Origin of the sequence: Pedobacter sp. G11, assembly GCF_003860265.1 — a bacterium.
Taxonomy (GTDB): Bacteria; Bacteroidota; Bacteroidia; order Sphingobacteriales; family Sphingobacteriaceae; genus Pedobacter; species Pedobacter agri.
On sequence record NZ_CP034190.1, the window covers coordinates 1,789,594 to 1,805,242 of the forward strand.

Annotated in this window: 14 protein-coding genes; 10 read left to right on the forward strand and 4 right to left on the reverse strand. The window is 37.9% G+C overall.

Annotated elements, in window-relative coordinates; genetic code table 11:
- Window positions 1-46: 46 nt before the first annotated feature.
- Window positions 47-484 (forward strand): single-stranded DNA-binding protein, encoded by a 438-nt coding sequence (locus tag EA772_RS07825; RefSeq protein WP_010601130.1) that lies wholly within the window; start codon window positions 47-49, stop codon window positions 482-484.
- Window positions 485-659: 175 nt separating this feature from the next.
- Here EA772_RS07825 and glmS read toward each other — a convergent pair whose 3' ends face one another.
- The 3 genes from glmS to EA772_RS07840 all read right to left on the reverse strand — a co-directional run bounded on the left by glmS (window position 660) and on the right by EA772_RS07840 (window position 4,862).
- Entirely contained in the window at window positions 660-2,498 is a 1,839-nt protein-coding gene (gene glmS / locus EA772_RS07830; protein ID WP_124912316.1) for a glutamine--fructose-6-phosphate transaminase (isomerizing), read from the reverse strand.
- A 129-nt stretch (window positions 2,499-2,627) separates the two neighbouring features.
- Window positions 2,628-4,016 carry a DUF4270 domain-containing protein gene (locus EA772_RS07835; RefSeq protein ID WP_124912318.1) on the reverse strand — a complete coding sequence of 463 codons (1,389 nt, stop codon included), beginning with the start codon at window positions 4,014-4,016 and terminating at the stop codon, window positions 2,628-2,630.
- A 21-nt stretch (window positions 4,017-4,037) separates the two neighbouring features.
- Entirely contained in the window at window positions 4,038-4,862 is an 825-nt protein-coding gene (locus tag EA772_RS07840) for a glycogen/starch synthase (protein WP_029204282.1), read from the reverse strand.
- Between the two features lie 149 nt (window positions 4,863-5,011).
- Between EA772_RS07840 and panC the strand changes: the two genes are divergently transcribed.
- From panC to EA772_RS07860, 4 genes are all read left to right on the forward strand, one after another.
- Complete coding sequence (gene panC, locus EA772_RS07845) at window positions 5,012-5,857, forward strand: pantoate--beta-alanine ligase (protein WP_124912320.1); 846 nt, start codon at window positions 5,012-5,014, stop codon at window positions 5,855-5,857.
- 138 nt (window positions 5,858-5,995) lie between these two features.
- The gene (gene panD, locus EA772_RS07850) at window positions 5,996-6,346 is read left to right on the forward strand and encodes an aspartate 1-decarboxylase (protein ID WP_010601135.1); all 351 of its coding nucleotides are present in this window, start codon (window positions 5,996-5,998) and stop codon (window positions 6,344-6,346) included.
- Between the two features lie 4 nt (window positions 6,347-6,350).
- Complete coding sequence (locus tag EA772_RS07855) at window positions 6,351-7,328, forward strand: lysylphosphatidylglycerol synthase transmembrane domain-containing protein (RefSeq protein WP_124912322.1); 978 nt, start codon at window positions 6,351-6,353, stop codon at window positions 7,326-7,328.
- 133 nt (window positions 7,329-7,461) lie between these two features.
- Window positions 7,462-8,601: an acyl-CoA dehydrogenase gene (locus tag EA772_RS07860; protein ID WP_116170493.1), complete on the forward strand. Its 1,140-nt coding sequence runs from the start codon at window positions 7,462-7,464 to the stop codon at window positions 8,599-8,601.
- Between the two features lie 68 nt (window positions 8,602-8,669).
- Here EA772_RS07860 and EA772_RS07865 read toward each other — a convergent pair whose 3' ends face one another.
- Window positions 8,670-9,014: a phage holin family protein gene (locus tag EA772_RS07865; protein WP_116170492.1), complete on the reverse strand. Its 345-nt coding sequence runs from the start codon at window positions 9,012-9,014 to the stop codon at window positions 8,670-8,672.
- A 48-nt stretch (window positions 9,015-9,062) separates the two neighbouring features.
- Between EA772_RS07865 and EA772_RS07870 the strand changes: the two genes are divergently transcribed.
- The 5 genes from EA772_RS07870 to EA772_RS07890 all read left to right on the forward strand — a co-directional run bounded on the left by EA772_RS07870 (window position 9,063) and on the right by EA772_RS07890 (window position 15,602).
- Entirely contained in the window at window positions 9,063-9,464 is a 402-nt protein-coding gene (locus tag EA772_RS07870) for a hypothetical protein (protein WP_124912324.1), read from the forward strand.
- Window positions 9,465-9,585: 121 nt separating this feature from the next.
- Window positions 9,586-10,050: a ribosome assembly cofactor RimP gene (gene rimP, locus EA772_RS07875; protein WP_124912326.1), complete on the forward strand. Its 465-nt coding sequence runs from the start codon at window positions 9,586-9,588 to the stop codon at window positions 10,048-10,050.
- A 2-nt stretch (window positions 10,051-10,052) separates the two neighbouring features.
- Window positions 10,053-11,297 carry a transcription termination factor NusA gene (gene nusA / locus EA772_RS07880; RefSeq protein ID WP_010601141.1) on the forward strand — a complete coding sequence of 415 codons (1,245 nt, stop codon included), beginning with the start codon at window positions 10,053-10,055 and terminating at the stop codon, window positions 11,295-11,297.
- Between the two features lie 61 nt (window positions 11,298-11,358).
- On the forward strand, window positions 11,359-14,427 hold the full coding sequence (gene infB, locus EA772_RS07885) for a translation initiation factor IF-2 (protein WP_124912328.1): 3,069 nt from the start codon (window positions 11,359-11,361) through the stop codon (window positions 14,425-14,427).
- A gap of 95 nt (window positions 14,428-14,522) precedes the next feature.
- On the forward strand, window positions 14,523-15,602 hold the full coding sequence (locus tag EA772_RS07890; protein ID WP_124912330.1) for an acyltransferase: 1,080 nt from the start codon (window positions 14,523-14,525) through the stop codon (window positions 15,600-15,602).
- The last annotated feature ends 47 nt before the right edge of the window (window positions 15,603-15,649 follow it).

The window sequence follows — 15,649 nt, forward strand, 5'->3', positions numbered from 1 at the left end:
TTGGCGAATATTCACTACAAGAAGAAAAAACTAACCAAAAATATTTATGTCTGGCATTAACAAAGTGATTTTAGTAGGCCATTTGGGCAAAGACCCTGAAGTTCGTCATTTAGATGGCGGAGTTACCGTAGCAAGTTTTCCCCTAGCTACATCCGAAACCTACAATAAAGATGGAAAACGAGTAGAACAAACGGAATGGCATAACATTGTTTTATGGCGTGGCCTTGCCGAAGTCGCATCTAAATATCTCCAGAAGGGAAAACTAGTCTACATTGAAGGAAAACTTAGAACAAGATCTTTTGAAGACAAAGAAAAAGTGAAGAAATACGTAACTGAAATTGTGGCCGAAAACTTTACCATGTTAGGAAGGAAAAGTGATTTTGAACAAACTCCCGCAGCATCTGTCCCTCAAAGTACAGAGCCAAAGATTCAGGATGAGTTTACAATAGGGCCTTCTGATGAAAATGGGGATTTGCCATTCTAAATATTTATGGAGCAGAAATACAAGTTAGCGCAGCCTGTATTGAACCTCCATCATCATTTTAATTGTTAACGATTTTTACTTAAAATACACGTTTCACAATACATTCACTTTAAAGCTGGCAGACTTTGTTGGTTTAAAAACCTGCCCATTTTTGAATGAGCAGGTTTAAATTGGGTTATTCTACTGTCACAGATTTAGCCAGATTTCTTGGCTGATCAACATTACAGCCACGCATTACTGCGATATGATATGATAATAATTGTAATGGAATAGTTGCCAGAAGCGGTAAAAATGCTTCATTAGCATCTGGAATTTCGATGCAGTAATCTGCCATTTTTGTAACTTCAGTATCACCTTGTGTTACGATAGCGATTACTTTACCTTTTCTCGCTTTAACTTCCTGAATATTGCTGATTACTTTTTCATACGATGAGTTTTGTGTTGCAATGAATACAACTGGCATTTCTTCATCAATTAGAGCAATTGGTCCATGTTTCATTTCGGCAGCAGGATAACCTTCTGCGTGGATATATGAAATTTCTTTAAGCTTTAATGCACCTTCAAGTGCTACAGGGAAACCACTTCCTCTTCCTAAAAATAAGCAGTTGGTAGAATCTTTAATTTTTTCTGCCACTTCTTTGATGATATCATTTGACTCCAATGCTTGCTGGATTTTCTCAGGGATATTATCAAGTTCAGTTAGCAATTCAATCATTTTTGAAGTGGTAATTGTACCTTTCTGTTGTGCCATATAAAAGGCCATCAATGTTAAGACAGTAACCTGTGCGGTAAATGCTTTTGTTGATGCTACACCAATTTCGGGCCCTGCATGGGTATAAACGCCTGCATGAGATAACCTTGGAATAGATGCACCCGCAACATTGCAAATACCAAAAATGGTAGCTCCTCGCTCTTTTGCCATCTCAATAGCTGCCATGGTATCTGCTGTTTCACCTGATTGTGAAATAGCGATAACTACATCTTTCTCTGTAATGATTGGATTACGGTATCTAAATTCTGATGCATATTCAACTTCTACCGGAATCCGGGCATATTCTTCGATTAGATACTCTCCAACCAAACCGGCATGCCACGATGTGCCACAAGCTACAATGATAATTCGATCTATGTTTTTCAGCTTTTCGGCATATTCTTTTATTCCTCCAAGCTGAACTTTTCCTTCTTCAGGATAAATACGCCCACGCATACAATCTTTGATAGATCTAGGTTGCTCATAAATCTCTTTCAACATGAAGTGGTCGAAACCACTTTTTTCAAGCATCTCAAGCTTCAGCTCAAGCTCCTGGATTAATGGTGTTTGCACTACATTATCTAGTTGCTTAACCAAGAGGTCATTCTTAGTGATTAATGCAATTTCATTATCATTTAAATAAATTACGTTTTTGGTATACTCGATAATTGGAGTAGCATCAGAGGCAATAAAGTACTCACCTTTGCCTACACCGATTACCATCGGGCTTCCTTTTCTGGCAGCAATTAATTGATTTGGATTTTCCTTATCCATGATTACAATGGCGTAAGCGCCGCTTACCTGTTGAAGTGCTAGGCGAACAGCTTCAAGCAGATCAATTTCCTCAATTTTTTGGATTTCTTCGATCAAATGAATTAATACCTCTGTATCTGTGTCACTTTTAAATTCATGCCCACGCTGTATTAATTCTTCCTTTAATGTTGCATAATTTTCAATAATTCCATTATGAATGATCGAAAGTTTATCATTATTTGAGGTGTGAGGGTGAGAATTTCGATCTGATGGCACACCATGCGTTGCCCATCTGGTGTGCCCCATTCCAACTGAACCAGAACGATCTTGGCTTTCGGCAAATTCTTCAAGCACTGCCACCTTACCTGCTTTTTTATAAATATGTTGGCCAGAATTATTCATTAATGCTATGCCAGCGCTGTCATAACCTCTATATTCCAATCTTTTTAAGCCTTTCAATACTATTGGCCAGGCTTCTCTATAGCCTATATAACCTACAATTCCACACATAAATTTGTATATTAATAATCTCCACGAATATACTAAACAAACGTTTGTTTTATTATTGCATGCGAGTATTACCAAAAAAAAAGGCCTTACAATTTTTATTGTAAGGCCTTTGTCAAACGTAGATTTCTCTTAGTTTATTTTTGTATAATAAATATTCAGTTTCATCTTGTTAGTTGCATTTCCAGCAGCGCCAATTACAGCTCGTCCTGCGGATGTAACGGACGGCGTGAGTTGGAACTGGTTTAAAGATGTAGGAGCCAGAAACGTTCCAAAATCCGTCAGTTTTTTATCAATCAAATCCTGCACGTAAGCCGTTACGACAAAAACATATCTGTTTCGAACTGAATCATAATATCCACCAAAAACAGCATCTGTAAGCTGGCGAGGATCACCAGTATTGCCTTGATTATGATCAGGAACATTTGTTGGTTGTTCTGCAATGTCCCAACGATAAAGCGAAAGTCTTGATGCCGGTGCAAATGGATTTGCGAACGTTCCTGCACTTAAATCTACAACCAGTTCTGCTTTGTTTACAACTGCCTTGCCGTAGGTATTAGTGAAGTTAGCCAATGTAGGAAATGAGATTTTTGTTTTCACGCCCGCCAGAGCTTGTAAGTACGTTACATTATACTGGGTATTTGCATTTGCTGGTAATAATTGCGTAGCGACCTCTGTTCCTGTGTAATCATGTTTAATATTTGCTGCAGCACCCGATGGACTTACAGGAAAATTAACCGTCACAGTATCCCTACCACTGGTAGTATTATTTTTTTTATAAACCATTTGCAGATAGGAGTTTGTCCCAGTAAGATCTAAAAAGGCAATACCACCTGTTCCTGTAGTCGAGGTTTTATTTACCTGTGCATAAAACCCCTTAAAATAATCTACAAATTTAGCAGCTGTAGAAGTTGCGGCAGGAGCGAGGTTTAATAAGTTGTTTTGAATAAAGTCTTTATCTAATTTAATCCTGATTTGAGCCGGGACGGTTTTTAACGTATCGGCTTTACCCGAAATAATATCAAAAATTTTGATAGGCGTTTTTGGGAAAATTTTGCTGCTAAAATTACCTAATAGAGCGCTATTATATGCCTGAACATCTGAGCTTTTATAATTGGTCACTTTGTTGGTAAGCTGATAAACATCGATGCTGTATTTTGTACTTGCTGTATCTCCATAAAACTGTGTACCTAAGTTTAATACCAATATCGCTGAATCCAAAACTGGAGATGTGCCAAAATCGTAACTTGTAGTACCTGGAACGATCGTCATGGCTACGCCTGATTCTGTTTTGCCAAAAATTGGATCAACCATATAACCAAGTGGATAACTTCCGATGCTAGCGGTAGTCACATCACCTTCTTTTATCGTTTGCGATTTTATAGGTTCGTTGTTTACTAATGTACCAGTAATCGCTGTGCTCGGATCTACATCCAAACCAACACCATCCGGATTTTTACACGACGCAAAAAGAAAAAGACCTATCAACAGGGTTAATAAGTCTTGTTTTGTAAATTTCATATTTAAAATAATAATACCTAATTAAGCAACAGAAACCAATTCGTCATTTGAAATTTCTTCGTAAAACGAATAGAAGTTTTCAAAATTCTCGGTTAAGTTAAAAGCTAATGTTGGCTTATTTGAATCTTTAACAAATTTTAACACATCTTTGTCTAAGTTTTCATCTGCTAAAACAACTGCGTCAGAGTGAGTTACAGCGCCAATGTGCATGCTGTTGCAGTCTGATGGTAAGAAGGCTTTTGTGTCCTCTTCAGTCATATTGGCCATTACAGCTTTTTTAGCGAAGTTAGCGTTCAATTTCTCCTCAAAACAATCTTCATAAATAGAATAAACTACTTTAGAATTTTTGAAAGTAGGATCGTTTTTATAAGTAGTTTTAATGTAAGCAGGTACTAAAGAGCTCATCCAGCCATGGCAGTGAACAATATCTGGAGCCCATCCTAATTTTTTAACAGTTTCCAAAGCGCCTTTGCAGAAGAAAATTGTGCGTTCATCGTTATCATCGAAGAATTTCCCGCTAGCATCTCTAAATACCTGTTTGCGTTGAAAATATTCCTCGTTGTCTAAGAAATAAACTTGCATGCGTGCAGCTGGGATGGATGCTACTTTAATAATTAAAGGATTATCATTGTCATCAATAATGATGTTCATTCCCGATAAGCGAATTACTTCGTGTAAACGATTTCTTCTTTCGTTGATGTTACCAAATTTAGGCATCAAGATGCGGATTTCGAATCCTTTCTCTTGCATGGCTTGAGGTAATTGACGTGTGATTTCAGAAATTTTAGTAAGCTCGAGGAAAGGCGACATCTCGTGTGTAACAATCAGCAGCTTCGTTTTTGCCATCTCCATATTCTAAGAAAATATTAAGTTAAATAAAAGATAATGAGCCGCAAAGATAAGCATAATAATACTATTTATCAATATAGACAAGCATTTGTTTGGTTTCGTTTAGATTATTTTACACCTTTACCGCTTTAACTTAGATTGTCCAATTGGAAATATTTAAAACCAAATCAGCGCTGGAGGCTTTTTTAAAACCTCTCAAAGCATCGGGTAAAAAAATAGCGCTCGTACCCACAATGGGTGCTTTGCACAATGGCCATATTTCACTTATTGAGCTGGCCAAAACATATGCAGATATTATTGTTTGTAGCATTTTCGTCAATCCAACGCAGTTTACCGATCCTAAAGATCTGGAAAAATATCCCCGCCCAATTGAACACGATTTAGCCATGCTTAATGAGGCAGGTTGCAGTGGTGTCTTTATGCCAAATATAGCCGAAATGTATCCCCAGGGAGCAGATGAAAACTGGCATATTGATTTAGGCAAAGCAGAATTTCTTTTGGAAGGTGAGTTTAGAAAAGGTCATTATCAAGGGGTAACACAAATTGTAAAAAAACTCTTTGATGCCGTTGAGCCCGATGTGGCGATGTTCGGTCAAAAAGATTTTCAACAGGTTTTAATGATTAAAAACATGCTTGCTTATTTTCATCTGCCTATTAAAATTATCACTTGTCCAATTATCAGAGAAGATGACGGCTTGGCAATGAGTAGCAGAAATATCCATCTTTCTCCGGTCGATCGTGAAAACTCGCTGGTACTAAGCAAATCGCTTCAATACGTAACAGACCATTTCAATGAATTTTCATTAGATGAGCTTGAAGAAAAAGCAAAGCGATTTTATCAAGGTATTGACGGGGTAGAGCTTGATTATTTTACGATTGCCAATGGCGATACTTTAGAAAAGGCAAAATCGAAAAACGAAAACAGCTTAGTGGCTTTGGTGGCGGCAAAGGTTGGGTCAACAAGATTGATTGATAATATGATTATAAAGTGATGTGAGATGGAGTTAAACGGTAGATTGCAGCCCATTCATCATTTGTTTTCCATTGTATACGAATCATAATCTATCACGCATTTTCCATATTACATCTTCCAGTGGTGAAAACTCCAAACTGATTACTAACTTTGCCAAATGATTATCACAATATTAAAATCGAAAATACACCGTGTTAGGGTAACTCAAGCAGAATTGAATTATGTTGGTAGTATTACGATTGATGAAGATTTGATGGATGCAGCCAACATTATAGCAAATGAAAAGGTGCAGATCGTAAATAATAATAATGGCGCTCGTTTTGAAACTTATGTGATAAAAGGGGAGCGTGGCACAGGTACTATTTGTTTAAATGGTGCAACGGCTCGCCTGGCTCAGTTAGGCGATGTTTTAATTATCATGTCTTACGGTGCGCTTCCAATTGAAGAAGCTAAACAATATAATCCGATCCTTGTATTCCCAGATGATAATAATCACTTGCTAAAATAATTTTGTGATACCCAACCTCAAAACAGCGCTAAAGTTTCTAATCCTGTTTTTGATGGGTATAGGTGTTTTATATTTAGCATTTAGAGGACAAGATTTAACCAGTATCTGGCTGGAAATAAAAAAGGCCAATTATTTTTGGGTCTTCACCTCAGCAGCATCAGTTTTAATAGCACATGTTTTAAGAGCTTTAAGATGGCAAATGCTTTATGGGTCCATTAAATATGATGTTAGTTTTTGGAGTTCCTATCATGCGTTGATGGTCGGCTATTTAGCTAACCTCGGTTTGCCACGTTTTGGTGAAATTGTTCGATGCAGTATTATCCACAAAACTGAAAAAGTACCTATGTTTGCTTCCATTGGTACAGTAATTACAGAAAGGCTTTTCGATGTGCTGGCATTATTTGTAAGCAGTTTGGGCCTGCTTATTTTTCAATACGAGATTGTAGGATCGTTTCTGCAGAATGTTATCTATCTCAATATTAGCGAAAAGTTAAGTTCTATTAATTATGCATGGCTAATAGCGCTAGTTGCTATTGGGCTGCTTATTCTAGTTGTTGCTATTTACTTTTTAAGACAAAAATTTAGCAGGAAATTTTTGAAAATATTCGTGAGCCTAAAACAGGGGTTTGGATCATATAAAAAACTGAAACGAAAAGGCTTGTTTTTACTTTACACCCTCGGCATTTGGCTACTTTATGTACTATCTATGTATTTCTGTTTTTCGGCAATAAGTGCCACAAGCAGTTTAGGTATTAATGCAAGCATAGCCGCAATGGTATTTTCTGGCTTTGCAATGGTGGCACCGGTTCAAGGTGGTATTGGTGTCTTTCATTGGATGGTTGCCCAATCACTAGTTCTATATTCTATCCCTTTTAAAGATGGACTGGCTTACGCTACAATTATCCACTCTTCCCAGTTTTTATTAACGCTTCTTCTAGGATGCATCAGTTTATTTAAAGTATTGATTAATCAGCGGCGATAACAACTGCATACAACTATTAGCTGCTTAGAAATTCATTGATTAACGATTAATTGCAATTAATTGCTATGCAGCCATAGTATTTTTCAATTGGAAATGCTACATTTGGTGTACTAACCTTTTATACATAAATGTTATGCATTTTGAATTAAGTGAAGAGCAATTGATGATCCAGCAGGCTGCCCGAGATTTTGCGCAGCAAGAACTAAAGCCTGGAGTAATCGATCGAGATGAGCATCAGAAATTTCCTGCTGAGCAAGTTAAAAAACTAGGCGAACTGGGTTTCTTAGGGATGATGGTTAATGAGAAATATAACGGCAGTGGTCTGGACGCAATTTCTTATGTTTTAGTAATGGAAGAATTGTCCAAGATTGATGCATCTGCATCGGTTGTGGTTTCGGTAAACAATTCATTGGTATGTTATGGTTTAGAAGCTTATGGTAGCGAGGCACAAAAGGAAAAATACCTTAAGCCGTTAGCATCGGGAGAAAAAATTGGTGCATTCTGTTTATCAGAGCCAGAAGCAGGGTCTGATGCGACTTCTCAACGTACAACTGCTGAAGATAAAGGAGATTATTACTTGCTAAACGGAACAAAAAACTGGATTACCAATGGCAGTACGGCTTCCACCTATCTTGTTATCGCACAAACCCATCCGGAACTCAGGCATAAAGGAATTAACGCCTTTATCGTAGAAAAAGGAATGGAAGGTTTTACCATTGGGCCAAAAGAAAACAAATTGGGCATTCGTGGTTCTGACACACACTCTTTAATGTTCAATGATGTTAAGGTGCCGAAAGAAAATAGAATCGGCGAAGAGGGTTTTGGTTTTAAATTCGCCATGAAAACTTTAGAAGGCGGCAGAATAGGAATTGCTGCACAAGCTTTGGGTATTGCGCAAGGAGCATTTGAATTGGCTACCCAATATGCAAAAGAGCGTAAATCATTCGGCAAACCAATTTCAGAACACCAGGCCATTGCCTTTAAATTGGCTGATATGGCTACGCAAATTGAGGCTGCCAGGTTATTAGTTTACAAGGCTGCCTGGTTAAAAGATCAAGGCCTGCCATATACACAGGCCGGCTCGATGGCAAAGTTGTATGCTTCAAAAGTAGCTATGGATGTAACTATTGAAGCTGTCCAGGTTCATGGGGGGTATGGCTTCGTTAAAGAATACCATGTGGAGCGCTTAATGCGTGATGCAAAAATTACACAGATTTATGAGGGAACTTCCGAGATCCAGAAAATGGTGATCTCAAGAGAGGTGATTAGATAGTTTTGAGTCCGAAGTCTATAGTCCTTAGTCCAAATCGACTCCAGACTATAGACTTATGACTTTTATCCTTATTCTTTTTCTCCGGCAATGGCACCGAAAATTGCTTTAATTAAGGCTACAATAATCGCTAGAAATGCTGCTGCCAGGAAACCTGATGTGTTGAAAGAAGTCATCATGTTATCTACCAAAAGAATCATCAATACGGTGATAATAAATGACACCAAGCCTAATGTTAAAAAGTTAATAGGAAAGGTTAATAATCTTAAAATAAAACCAATCGTAGCATTGGCAAGGGCAATTAAAATGGCTGCAATAATTGCATTTCCATAACCATCAATTGATACACCAGGAACCAGTTTTGCGCCAATGTAAAAGGCAAGTCCCATCAAAAGAACTTCAATAATAAATCTCATAATCGTTAATTTTGTAAAATGTTTAAATACTTCTTTAAATATTTGGCCATGTTTGCAATCGCAATGTTTGCACTAGCGTGTTCACATACAAACAACAAACCAATCATTAAGTTTTCAGGGGATAGTGCTTCAATAATAATTAAAAATTTTGATGAAGCAAGCTTGTTGCAAGTGAAGAATGTTTACTTATCCAATCCTGATTCGAATCAATTGGTATCGGTCTGGATGCAGCCAGGTGAATTGGATAGTTTGCAGGATGATTTGCCTGTTAAAGGTGCTTACAAAGTTAATGGCGATTCTCTGGTTTTTACTCCTGATACGGCTTTTCAAAAAGGGAGAATCTATGCTGTTGAAAGTTTCATCAATGTAGAATTTGCGAATGCCGGAAAGTTGATTTCAGGGGCGGCAAAGTATAATCTTCAACCACAGCGACAAATACTTAAGCGGTAATAATCAGCATAATAATTAACGCAAGTGTTTGATTTTTCATAAAGAATTCTTACATTTGCATTGTAATCGAAGAAAAGAGAAGGGGACAATGTCCCCTTTTTCTATGAAATCAGGTTAAAATATGCAGGTAGAAAAGAGAGTTGCAGACCTCGTTGAGGAGAAAATTGCAGATCGGCCAGAACTGTTTTTGGTTGAAGTGAAAATGTTGCCAAACAATAAATTAATTATTCATGTTGATGGTGACGAAGGTATTAGCATACAGGATTGTGTAGCTATAAGCAGGCATGTTGGTTTTCATTTGGAAGAAGAAAATGTAATCGAGCAAGCTTATAATTTAGAAGTTTCTTCGCCAGGTGTGGGCGAGCCTTTAAAGTTAAACCGTCAATACGTGAAAAACGTAGGGCGGACTTTGAGTATTAAACTTAACGGTGGACTTAAAAAGGATGGAAAACTTTTATCGGTTACAGAAAATAACCTGCTGATTGAAGAATCGGTTAAAGAAAAAGGGAAAAAAGCGACTACAGTTCAAACTGAAGTTTCGTTTAATGATATATTAGAAACCAGTGTGTTAATTTCATTTAAATAAAAATGAGTACTACAACAATTAATTTGATCGACTCTTTTCAGGAGTTTAAGGATTTTAAAAATATAGATCGCCCTACGGTGATCAGTGTGTTGGAAGAGGTTTTTCGTAGTATGTTACGTAAGAAATACGGAACTGACGAGAACTGTGACGTAATTGTGAATCCTGATAACGGGGATTTAGAGATCTGGAGAACGAGAAAAGTAATGGAGGATGGATTTTCTGAGGATGATGATTTAGAAATTGAACTTGCTGAGGTTTCTAAGTTAGATAATACTCTGGAGGTTGGCGATGATTATATCGAGCAAATTACGTTAGAGAGTTTCGGTCGCAGAGCGATTTTAGCTGCCCGCCAAACTTTGGTTTCTAAAGTTTTGGAATTAGAGAAAGACGAGATCTTCAAAAAATATAAAGATCGTGTTGGTGAGATTATCACTGGCGAAGTTTATCAGGTTTGGAAGAAAGAAACTTTGGTTTTAGATGATGAAGGTAATGAGCTTTTAATGCCTAAAACTGAACAGATTCCAGCTGATTATTTCAAAAAAGGTGATTCTGTTAGAGCAGTAATCTCTAAAGTGGAAATGATTAACGCGAACCCAAAAATTATCATTTCGAGAACAGCGCCAGACTTTTTGCAACGTTTGTTCGAGCTTGAGGTTCCAGAGATTTTTGATGGTTTAATCACTGTTAAGAAAATTGTTCGTGAACCAGGAGAGCGAGCTAAAGTTGCTGTAGAATCTTACGATGATCGTATTGATCCGGTAGGTGCTTGCGTAGGTATGAAAGGATCGCGTATCCATGGTATCGTTCGCGAATTGAAAAACGAAAATATTGATGTGATTAATTTCACAAATAACATTTCATTATACATTACCCGTGCTTTAAGCCCGGCGAAAATCACATCTATTAAATTGGATGATGAAACTAAACATGCATCTGTTTATTTAAAACCAGATCAGGTTTCATTAGCAATTGGACGTGGCGGACACAACATTAAATTGGCTGGTAAATTAACTGGTTACGAAATTGATGTGTATCGCGAAGCTGGAGAAGAAAGTGACGAGGATGTGGATCTAGAAGAATTCTCAGATGAGATTGATAGCTGGATTATTGATGAATTAAAGGCTATCGGTTGCGATACTGCTAAGAGTGTATTGGCACTTTCAGTAGAAGATTTGGTAAAACGCACCGACTTAGAAGAAGAAACCATTAAAGAAGTGGTTCAGATTTTACAGTCAGAATTTGAATAAGTGGTGTAATTGCCAAATAAACACTACTTTTGTATTAATAAGAAAAAATAACAGGAGCTAAATGTCAGACGACAAACCAATCATTTTAATTAAAGCTATTAAAGAACTTAATATAGGCATGGGTACGGCCGTTGAGTTTTTAAACAAAAAGGGATTCTCTGCCGAGAAGAGCCCTATGTTTAAACTTACGGGAGATATGTATGATGCCTTATTAAAAGAGTATCAGGGAGATAAGATCGTAAGAGAAGAAGCCAAACAAATAGTGATTGGTAAAATACGTCGTGACGAGCCTGAGACTGAAAAACCAGTAGAAGCGCCGAAGAAAAATACCGACTTTGAAAAAAGCGATGAGATTCTGATTAAGAATGCTCAGTCATTTAATCCTCCGGCAGAGAAACCAAAGGTTGTTGAAACACCTGCCCCTAAGGTAGAAACTTCAACTCCTGCGGCAGCAGCGCCAGTGACAGAAACCAAGGCTGAAGATAAAGCTGAAGAGGCTGGCTTACCAGGCGTAAAAATTGTAGGAAAGATCGACCTAAATGATCTTAACTCAAAAACTCGCCCTGTAAAAAAGGAAGAGGCACCAGTTACTCCCCCTGCTCCGGCAGCGAAGGAAGAAGTGCCAGCTAAACCAGTTGAGCAGCCAAAAGCTGAAGAAAAACCAGTTGAGGTTAAAAAAGAAGAGACACCAGTAACTCCGCCTGCGCCGACTGAGCCAGCAACTCCTGCCGCGAAAGCAGCAGAGCCAGCTAAACCAGTTGAGCAACCTAAAGCAGAAGAAAAACCTGCTGAAGTTAAACCAGCAAGCAATGAGCCTGAAGTTATAAAAGCACGTACCGTTAAATTAACTGGCCCGAATATTATTGGTAAAATTGTTTTGCCAACAACTCCGGATAGAAGAAACGGTCCGGTAGCATCATCTAGTGATAGTGAAGCTGCAAAACGTAAGCGTAAACGTAAAAAAACTCCTGGAGCTCCAGGGCAGCCAGGTCAACATGGTGGTCAGGGTCAGCCAGGGCAAAATCCTGCAGGCCAAGGCGGTGCACCAGGCCAACCTCGTCAGCCTTATCAAGGTAACAGACCAGGTGGTGGAACGCCATACCAAGGTAACAGACCAGCCGGACAAGGTGGAACGCCTTACCAAGGCAATAGAAATAACAACAGACCAGGTTTCCAAAATAGAAATGCTACACCAAGCGGACCTAAAGAAGAACCTACTGAGAAAGAAATTCAAGATCAAATTAAGGCAACACTTGCTCGTTTAAGTGGAGCAGGTAAATCTGGTAAATTTGCGCAACGTGCCAAGTTGCGTCGTCAGAAACGTGATGATGTAGCATTCAACGCAGAAGAGGCAGCAAATGAACTTGAATCTCAATCTAAAATATTAAAAGTTACTGAGTTTGTTACGGCAAACGAATTGGCGAGCATGATGGATGTACAGGTAACCAAAATTATCGGTACTTGTATGAGTCTGGGTATGTTCGTGTCAATTAATCAGCGTTTAGATGCTGAAACATTAACCATTGTTGCCGATGAGTTTGGTTACGAAATCCAATTCGTAAAACCAGATGAAGACGAAGAAAACGTAATTGAAGAAGTAGATAATGAGGAAGATTTAATCGAAAGAGCTCCGGTTGTTACGATTATGGGTCACGTCGATCACGGTAAAACTTCATTGCTGGATTATATTCGTAAAGCAAATGTGGTTGCTGGTGAGGCAGGTGGTATTACACAGCACATTGGTGCTTACATGGTAACTACACCTTCAGGCAAAAAAGTAACTTTCTTAGATACACCAGGTCACGAAGCCTTTACAGCGATGCGTGCCCGTGGTGCAAAGGTTGCCGATATTGCCATTATCGTAGTGGCTGCGGATGATGCAGTGATGCCTCAAACAAAAGAGGCGATTAATCACGCACAAGCTGCGGGTGTTCCATTGGTTTTCGCTTTTACTAAAGTGGATAAACCAGGTGCAAATGCAGATAAAGTTCGTGAGCAATTATCAGCAATGAACATCTTGGTTGAAGATTGGGGTGGTAAATATCAATCACAGGAAATCTCAAGCAAAAGTGGTTTAAATGTTGATTTGCTTTTGGATAAAGTATTGTTAGAAGCTGAATTACTAGAATTGAAAGCTAATCCTAACAAGAGAGCAACAGGTTCAGTTATTGAGTCTGCTTTAGATAAAGGACGTGGTATTGTAACTACTGTATTGGTTCAGGCTGGTACGTTAAGAGTTGGAGATCCAATTTTGGCAGGAAGTTACAGCGGACGTGTAAAAGCGTTAACAAACGAACGTGGTGCTAAAGTAGAATCAGCAGGTCCATCACAACCGGTACAGGTTTTGGGTATGCAAGGTGCACCTACAGCGGGTGACCGTTTCAACGCTTTAGAAAGTGAAACTGAAGCACGTGATATTGCAAACAAACGGATGCAGTTACAACGTGAGCAAGGTTTACGTACACAGAAACACATCACGTTGGATGAGATTGGTCGTCGTTTAGCGATTGGAAACTTTAAAGAGCTTAATATCATTGTTAAAGGTGATGTGGATGGTTCGATTGAAGCATTAGCCGATTCATTGTTGAAACTTTCGACTGAGCAGATTCAAATCAATATCATCAGTAAAGGTGTTGGTCAGATTTCAGAATCTGATGTATTGTTAGCTTCTGCTTCAGATGCGATCATCATCGGTTTCCAGGTTCGTCCATCAACTGGTGCACGCAAATTAGCCGAAGCTGAGCAAATTGATATCCGTTTATATTCTATCATTTACGATGCAATCAACGAGATTAAATCGGCAATGGAAGGTATGTTGGATCCAGAATTTGAAGAGAAAATTGTGGCTAACGTGGAGATCCGTGAAACCTTCAAAATTACTAAAGTGGGTACTATCGCAGGTTGTATGGTATTAGATGGCAAGATTACTCGTAACAGCAAGATCCGTATCGTTAGAGATGGTGTTGTGGTTTACACAGGAGAATTGGCATCATTAAAACGCTTTAAAGACGATGTGAAAGAAGTAAACAAAGGTTATGAATGTGGTTTAAACATTCAAAACTTTAACAACATCGAAGTTGGAGACATTGTTGAGGCTTACGAACAAGTTGAAGTAGCTAGAAAACTGTAATATTTTATATACATAAATGTTAAAAGAGTCCCGATTTTTATCGGGACTCTTTTTTTTAGCGGATATTTGCCGGTTCAACTACCTATATTTATTTAATGCATACCGACTCAAGAATGACAGACCTCCCTAAAAAAAAGAATTTTGATTTTGTTGATTCTATAAGGTGCATAGCGATGATGGGAATAGTGATGGAACATTCCACCTATAATGGTACCTATATTTATGCAGGTTTTCCAGCTACACACATTACGTATATGAGTCTGATTCAACTTCCAAAGTTTGGAACTGCGGCATTCTTTATTCTTGCTGGCTTTTTATTAGGAAGCAAGTTTGTAGATTATACACCTGGGCAGTACCTTAAGAGGAGATTGTCAAATACCTTAATCCCTTGGCTTATCTGGTCGCTAATATTTGTAGGAGCCATGTTTCTTAAATACTATATCGAATCCGATAAAACCCTATCCTTTAATGGATGGTATGTGTTAGGAGATGTCTTTAAAACTGTCTACCTATATACTAACTATTGGTTCATTATCAATTTCTTAATTTGTATTGCGGTATTATTGGTTTTTAAACGCTATTTATATTCAATTTGGTTAGGGATGGCTTTTATTCTGATTTCTTTAATATATAGCATTAATATTTATCAGCAGTGGTTTATTCAACAGCATACTACTGCTATTTTTGGCTTTGTTTTCTTTTTATGGTTAGGTGCCCAGCTAAACCACCGCTGGATCCAGGTGCAAGCATTGATTGATAAAATTCCTTATTGGCTTTTGATATTATCAATAGGAATCTCGTTTTATCTATCAATTGCAGAGATCGTTGAATTGTTTAAGCTTAAATCTATTGATCCCTTTAATACTTTGCGTGTCAGCAATATCTTTTACTCTCTATTGGTCGTGCTACTTCTTTTGAAAATAAAAAACTTCGGCTTCACTAAATATTTTAAACCCAGAGAAACAACTTTTGGAATTTACCTTATTCATTATATTATTGTTTACAACCTTTTAGCCGAAATTCTCAGACCCTTTCATATCCCAATTACACAAACGCTTTCAATTATTGAGTTGATATTAGTTTCGCTACTGCGTTTTGCGATTGTATACATTAGTACATATCTTATTGTAGTGCTTATTAAGAATACGCGATTTAGATGGCTAATAGGACAGTAGACCATTAACTTTTGAATATCTGTATTTCAGGATTTATATCTAACCAA

What these genes read in the sequence shown, in the direction of transcription:
- EA772_RS07825 (WP_010601130.1), top strand. Translation starts at nt 47, where the DNA reads ATGTCTGGCATTAACAAAGTGATTTTAGTAGGCCATTTGGGCAAAGAC.
- glmS (WP_124912316.1), bottom strand. Translation starts at nt 2,498, where the DNA reads ATGTGTGGAATTGTAGGTTATATAGGCTATAGAGAAGCCTGGCCAATA.
- EA772_RS07835 (WP_124912318.1), bottom strand. Translation starts at nt 4,016, where the DNA reads ATGAAATTTACAAAACAAGACTTATTAACCCTGTTGATAGGTCTTTTT.
- EA772_RS07840 (WP_029204282.1), bottom strand. Translation starts at nt 4,862, where the DNA reads ATGGCAAAAACGAAGCTGCTGATTGTTACACACGAGATGTCGCCTTTC.
- panD (WP_010601135.1), top strand. Translation starts at nt 5,996, where the DNA reads ATGATTATCACAATATTAAAATCGAAAATACACCGTGTTAGGGTAACT.
- EA772_RS07860 (WP_116170493.1), top strand. Translation starts at nt 7,462, where the DNA reads ATGCATTTTGAATTAAGTGAAGAGCAATTGATGATCCAGCAGGCTGCC.
- EA772_RS07865 (WP_116170492.1), bottom strand. Translation starts at nt 9,014, where the DNA reads ATGAGATTTATTATTGAAGTTCTTTTGATGGGACTTGCCTTTTACATT.
- EA772_RS07870 (WP_124912324.1), top strand. Translation starts at nt 9,063, where the DNA reads ATGTTTGCAATCGCAATGTTTGCACTAGCGTGTTCACATACAAACAAC.
- rimP (WP_124912326.1), top strand. Translation starts at nt 9,586, where the DNA reads ATGCAGGTAGAAAAGAGAGTTGCAGACCTCGTTGAGGAGAAAATTGCA.
- nusA (WP_010601141.1), top strand. Translation starts at nt 10,053, where the DNA reads ATGAGTACTACAACAATTAATTTGATCGACTCTTTTCAGGAGTTTAAG.
- infB (WP_124912328.1), top strand. Translation starts at nt 11,359, where the DNA reads ATGTCAGACGACAAACCAATCATTTTAATTAAAGCTATTAAAGAACTT.
- EA772_RS07890 (WP_124912330.1), top strand. Translation starts at nt 14,523, where the DNA reads ATGCATACCGACTCAAGAATGACAGACCTCCCTAAAAAAAAGAATTTT.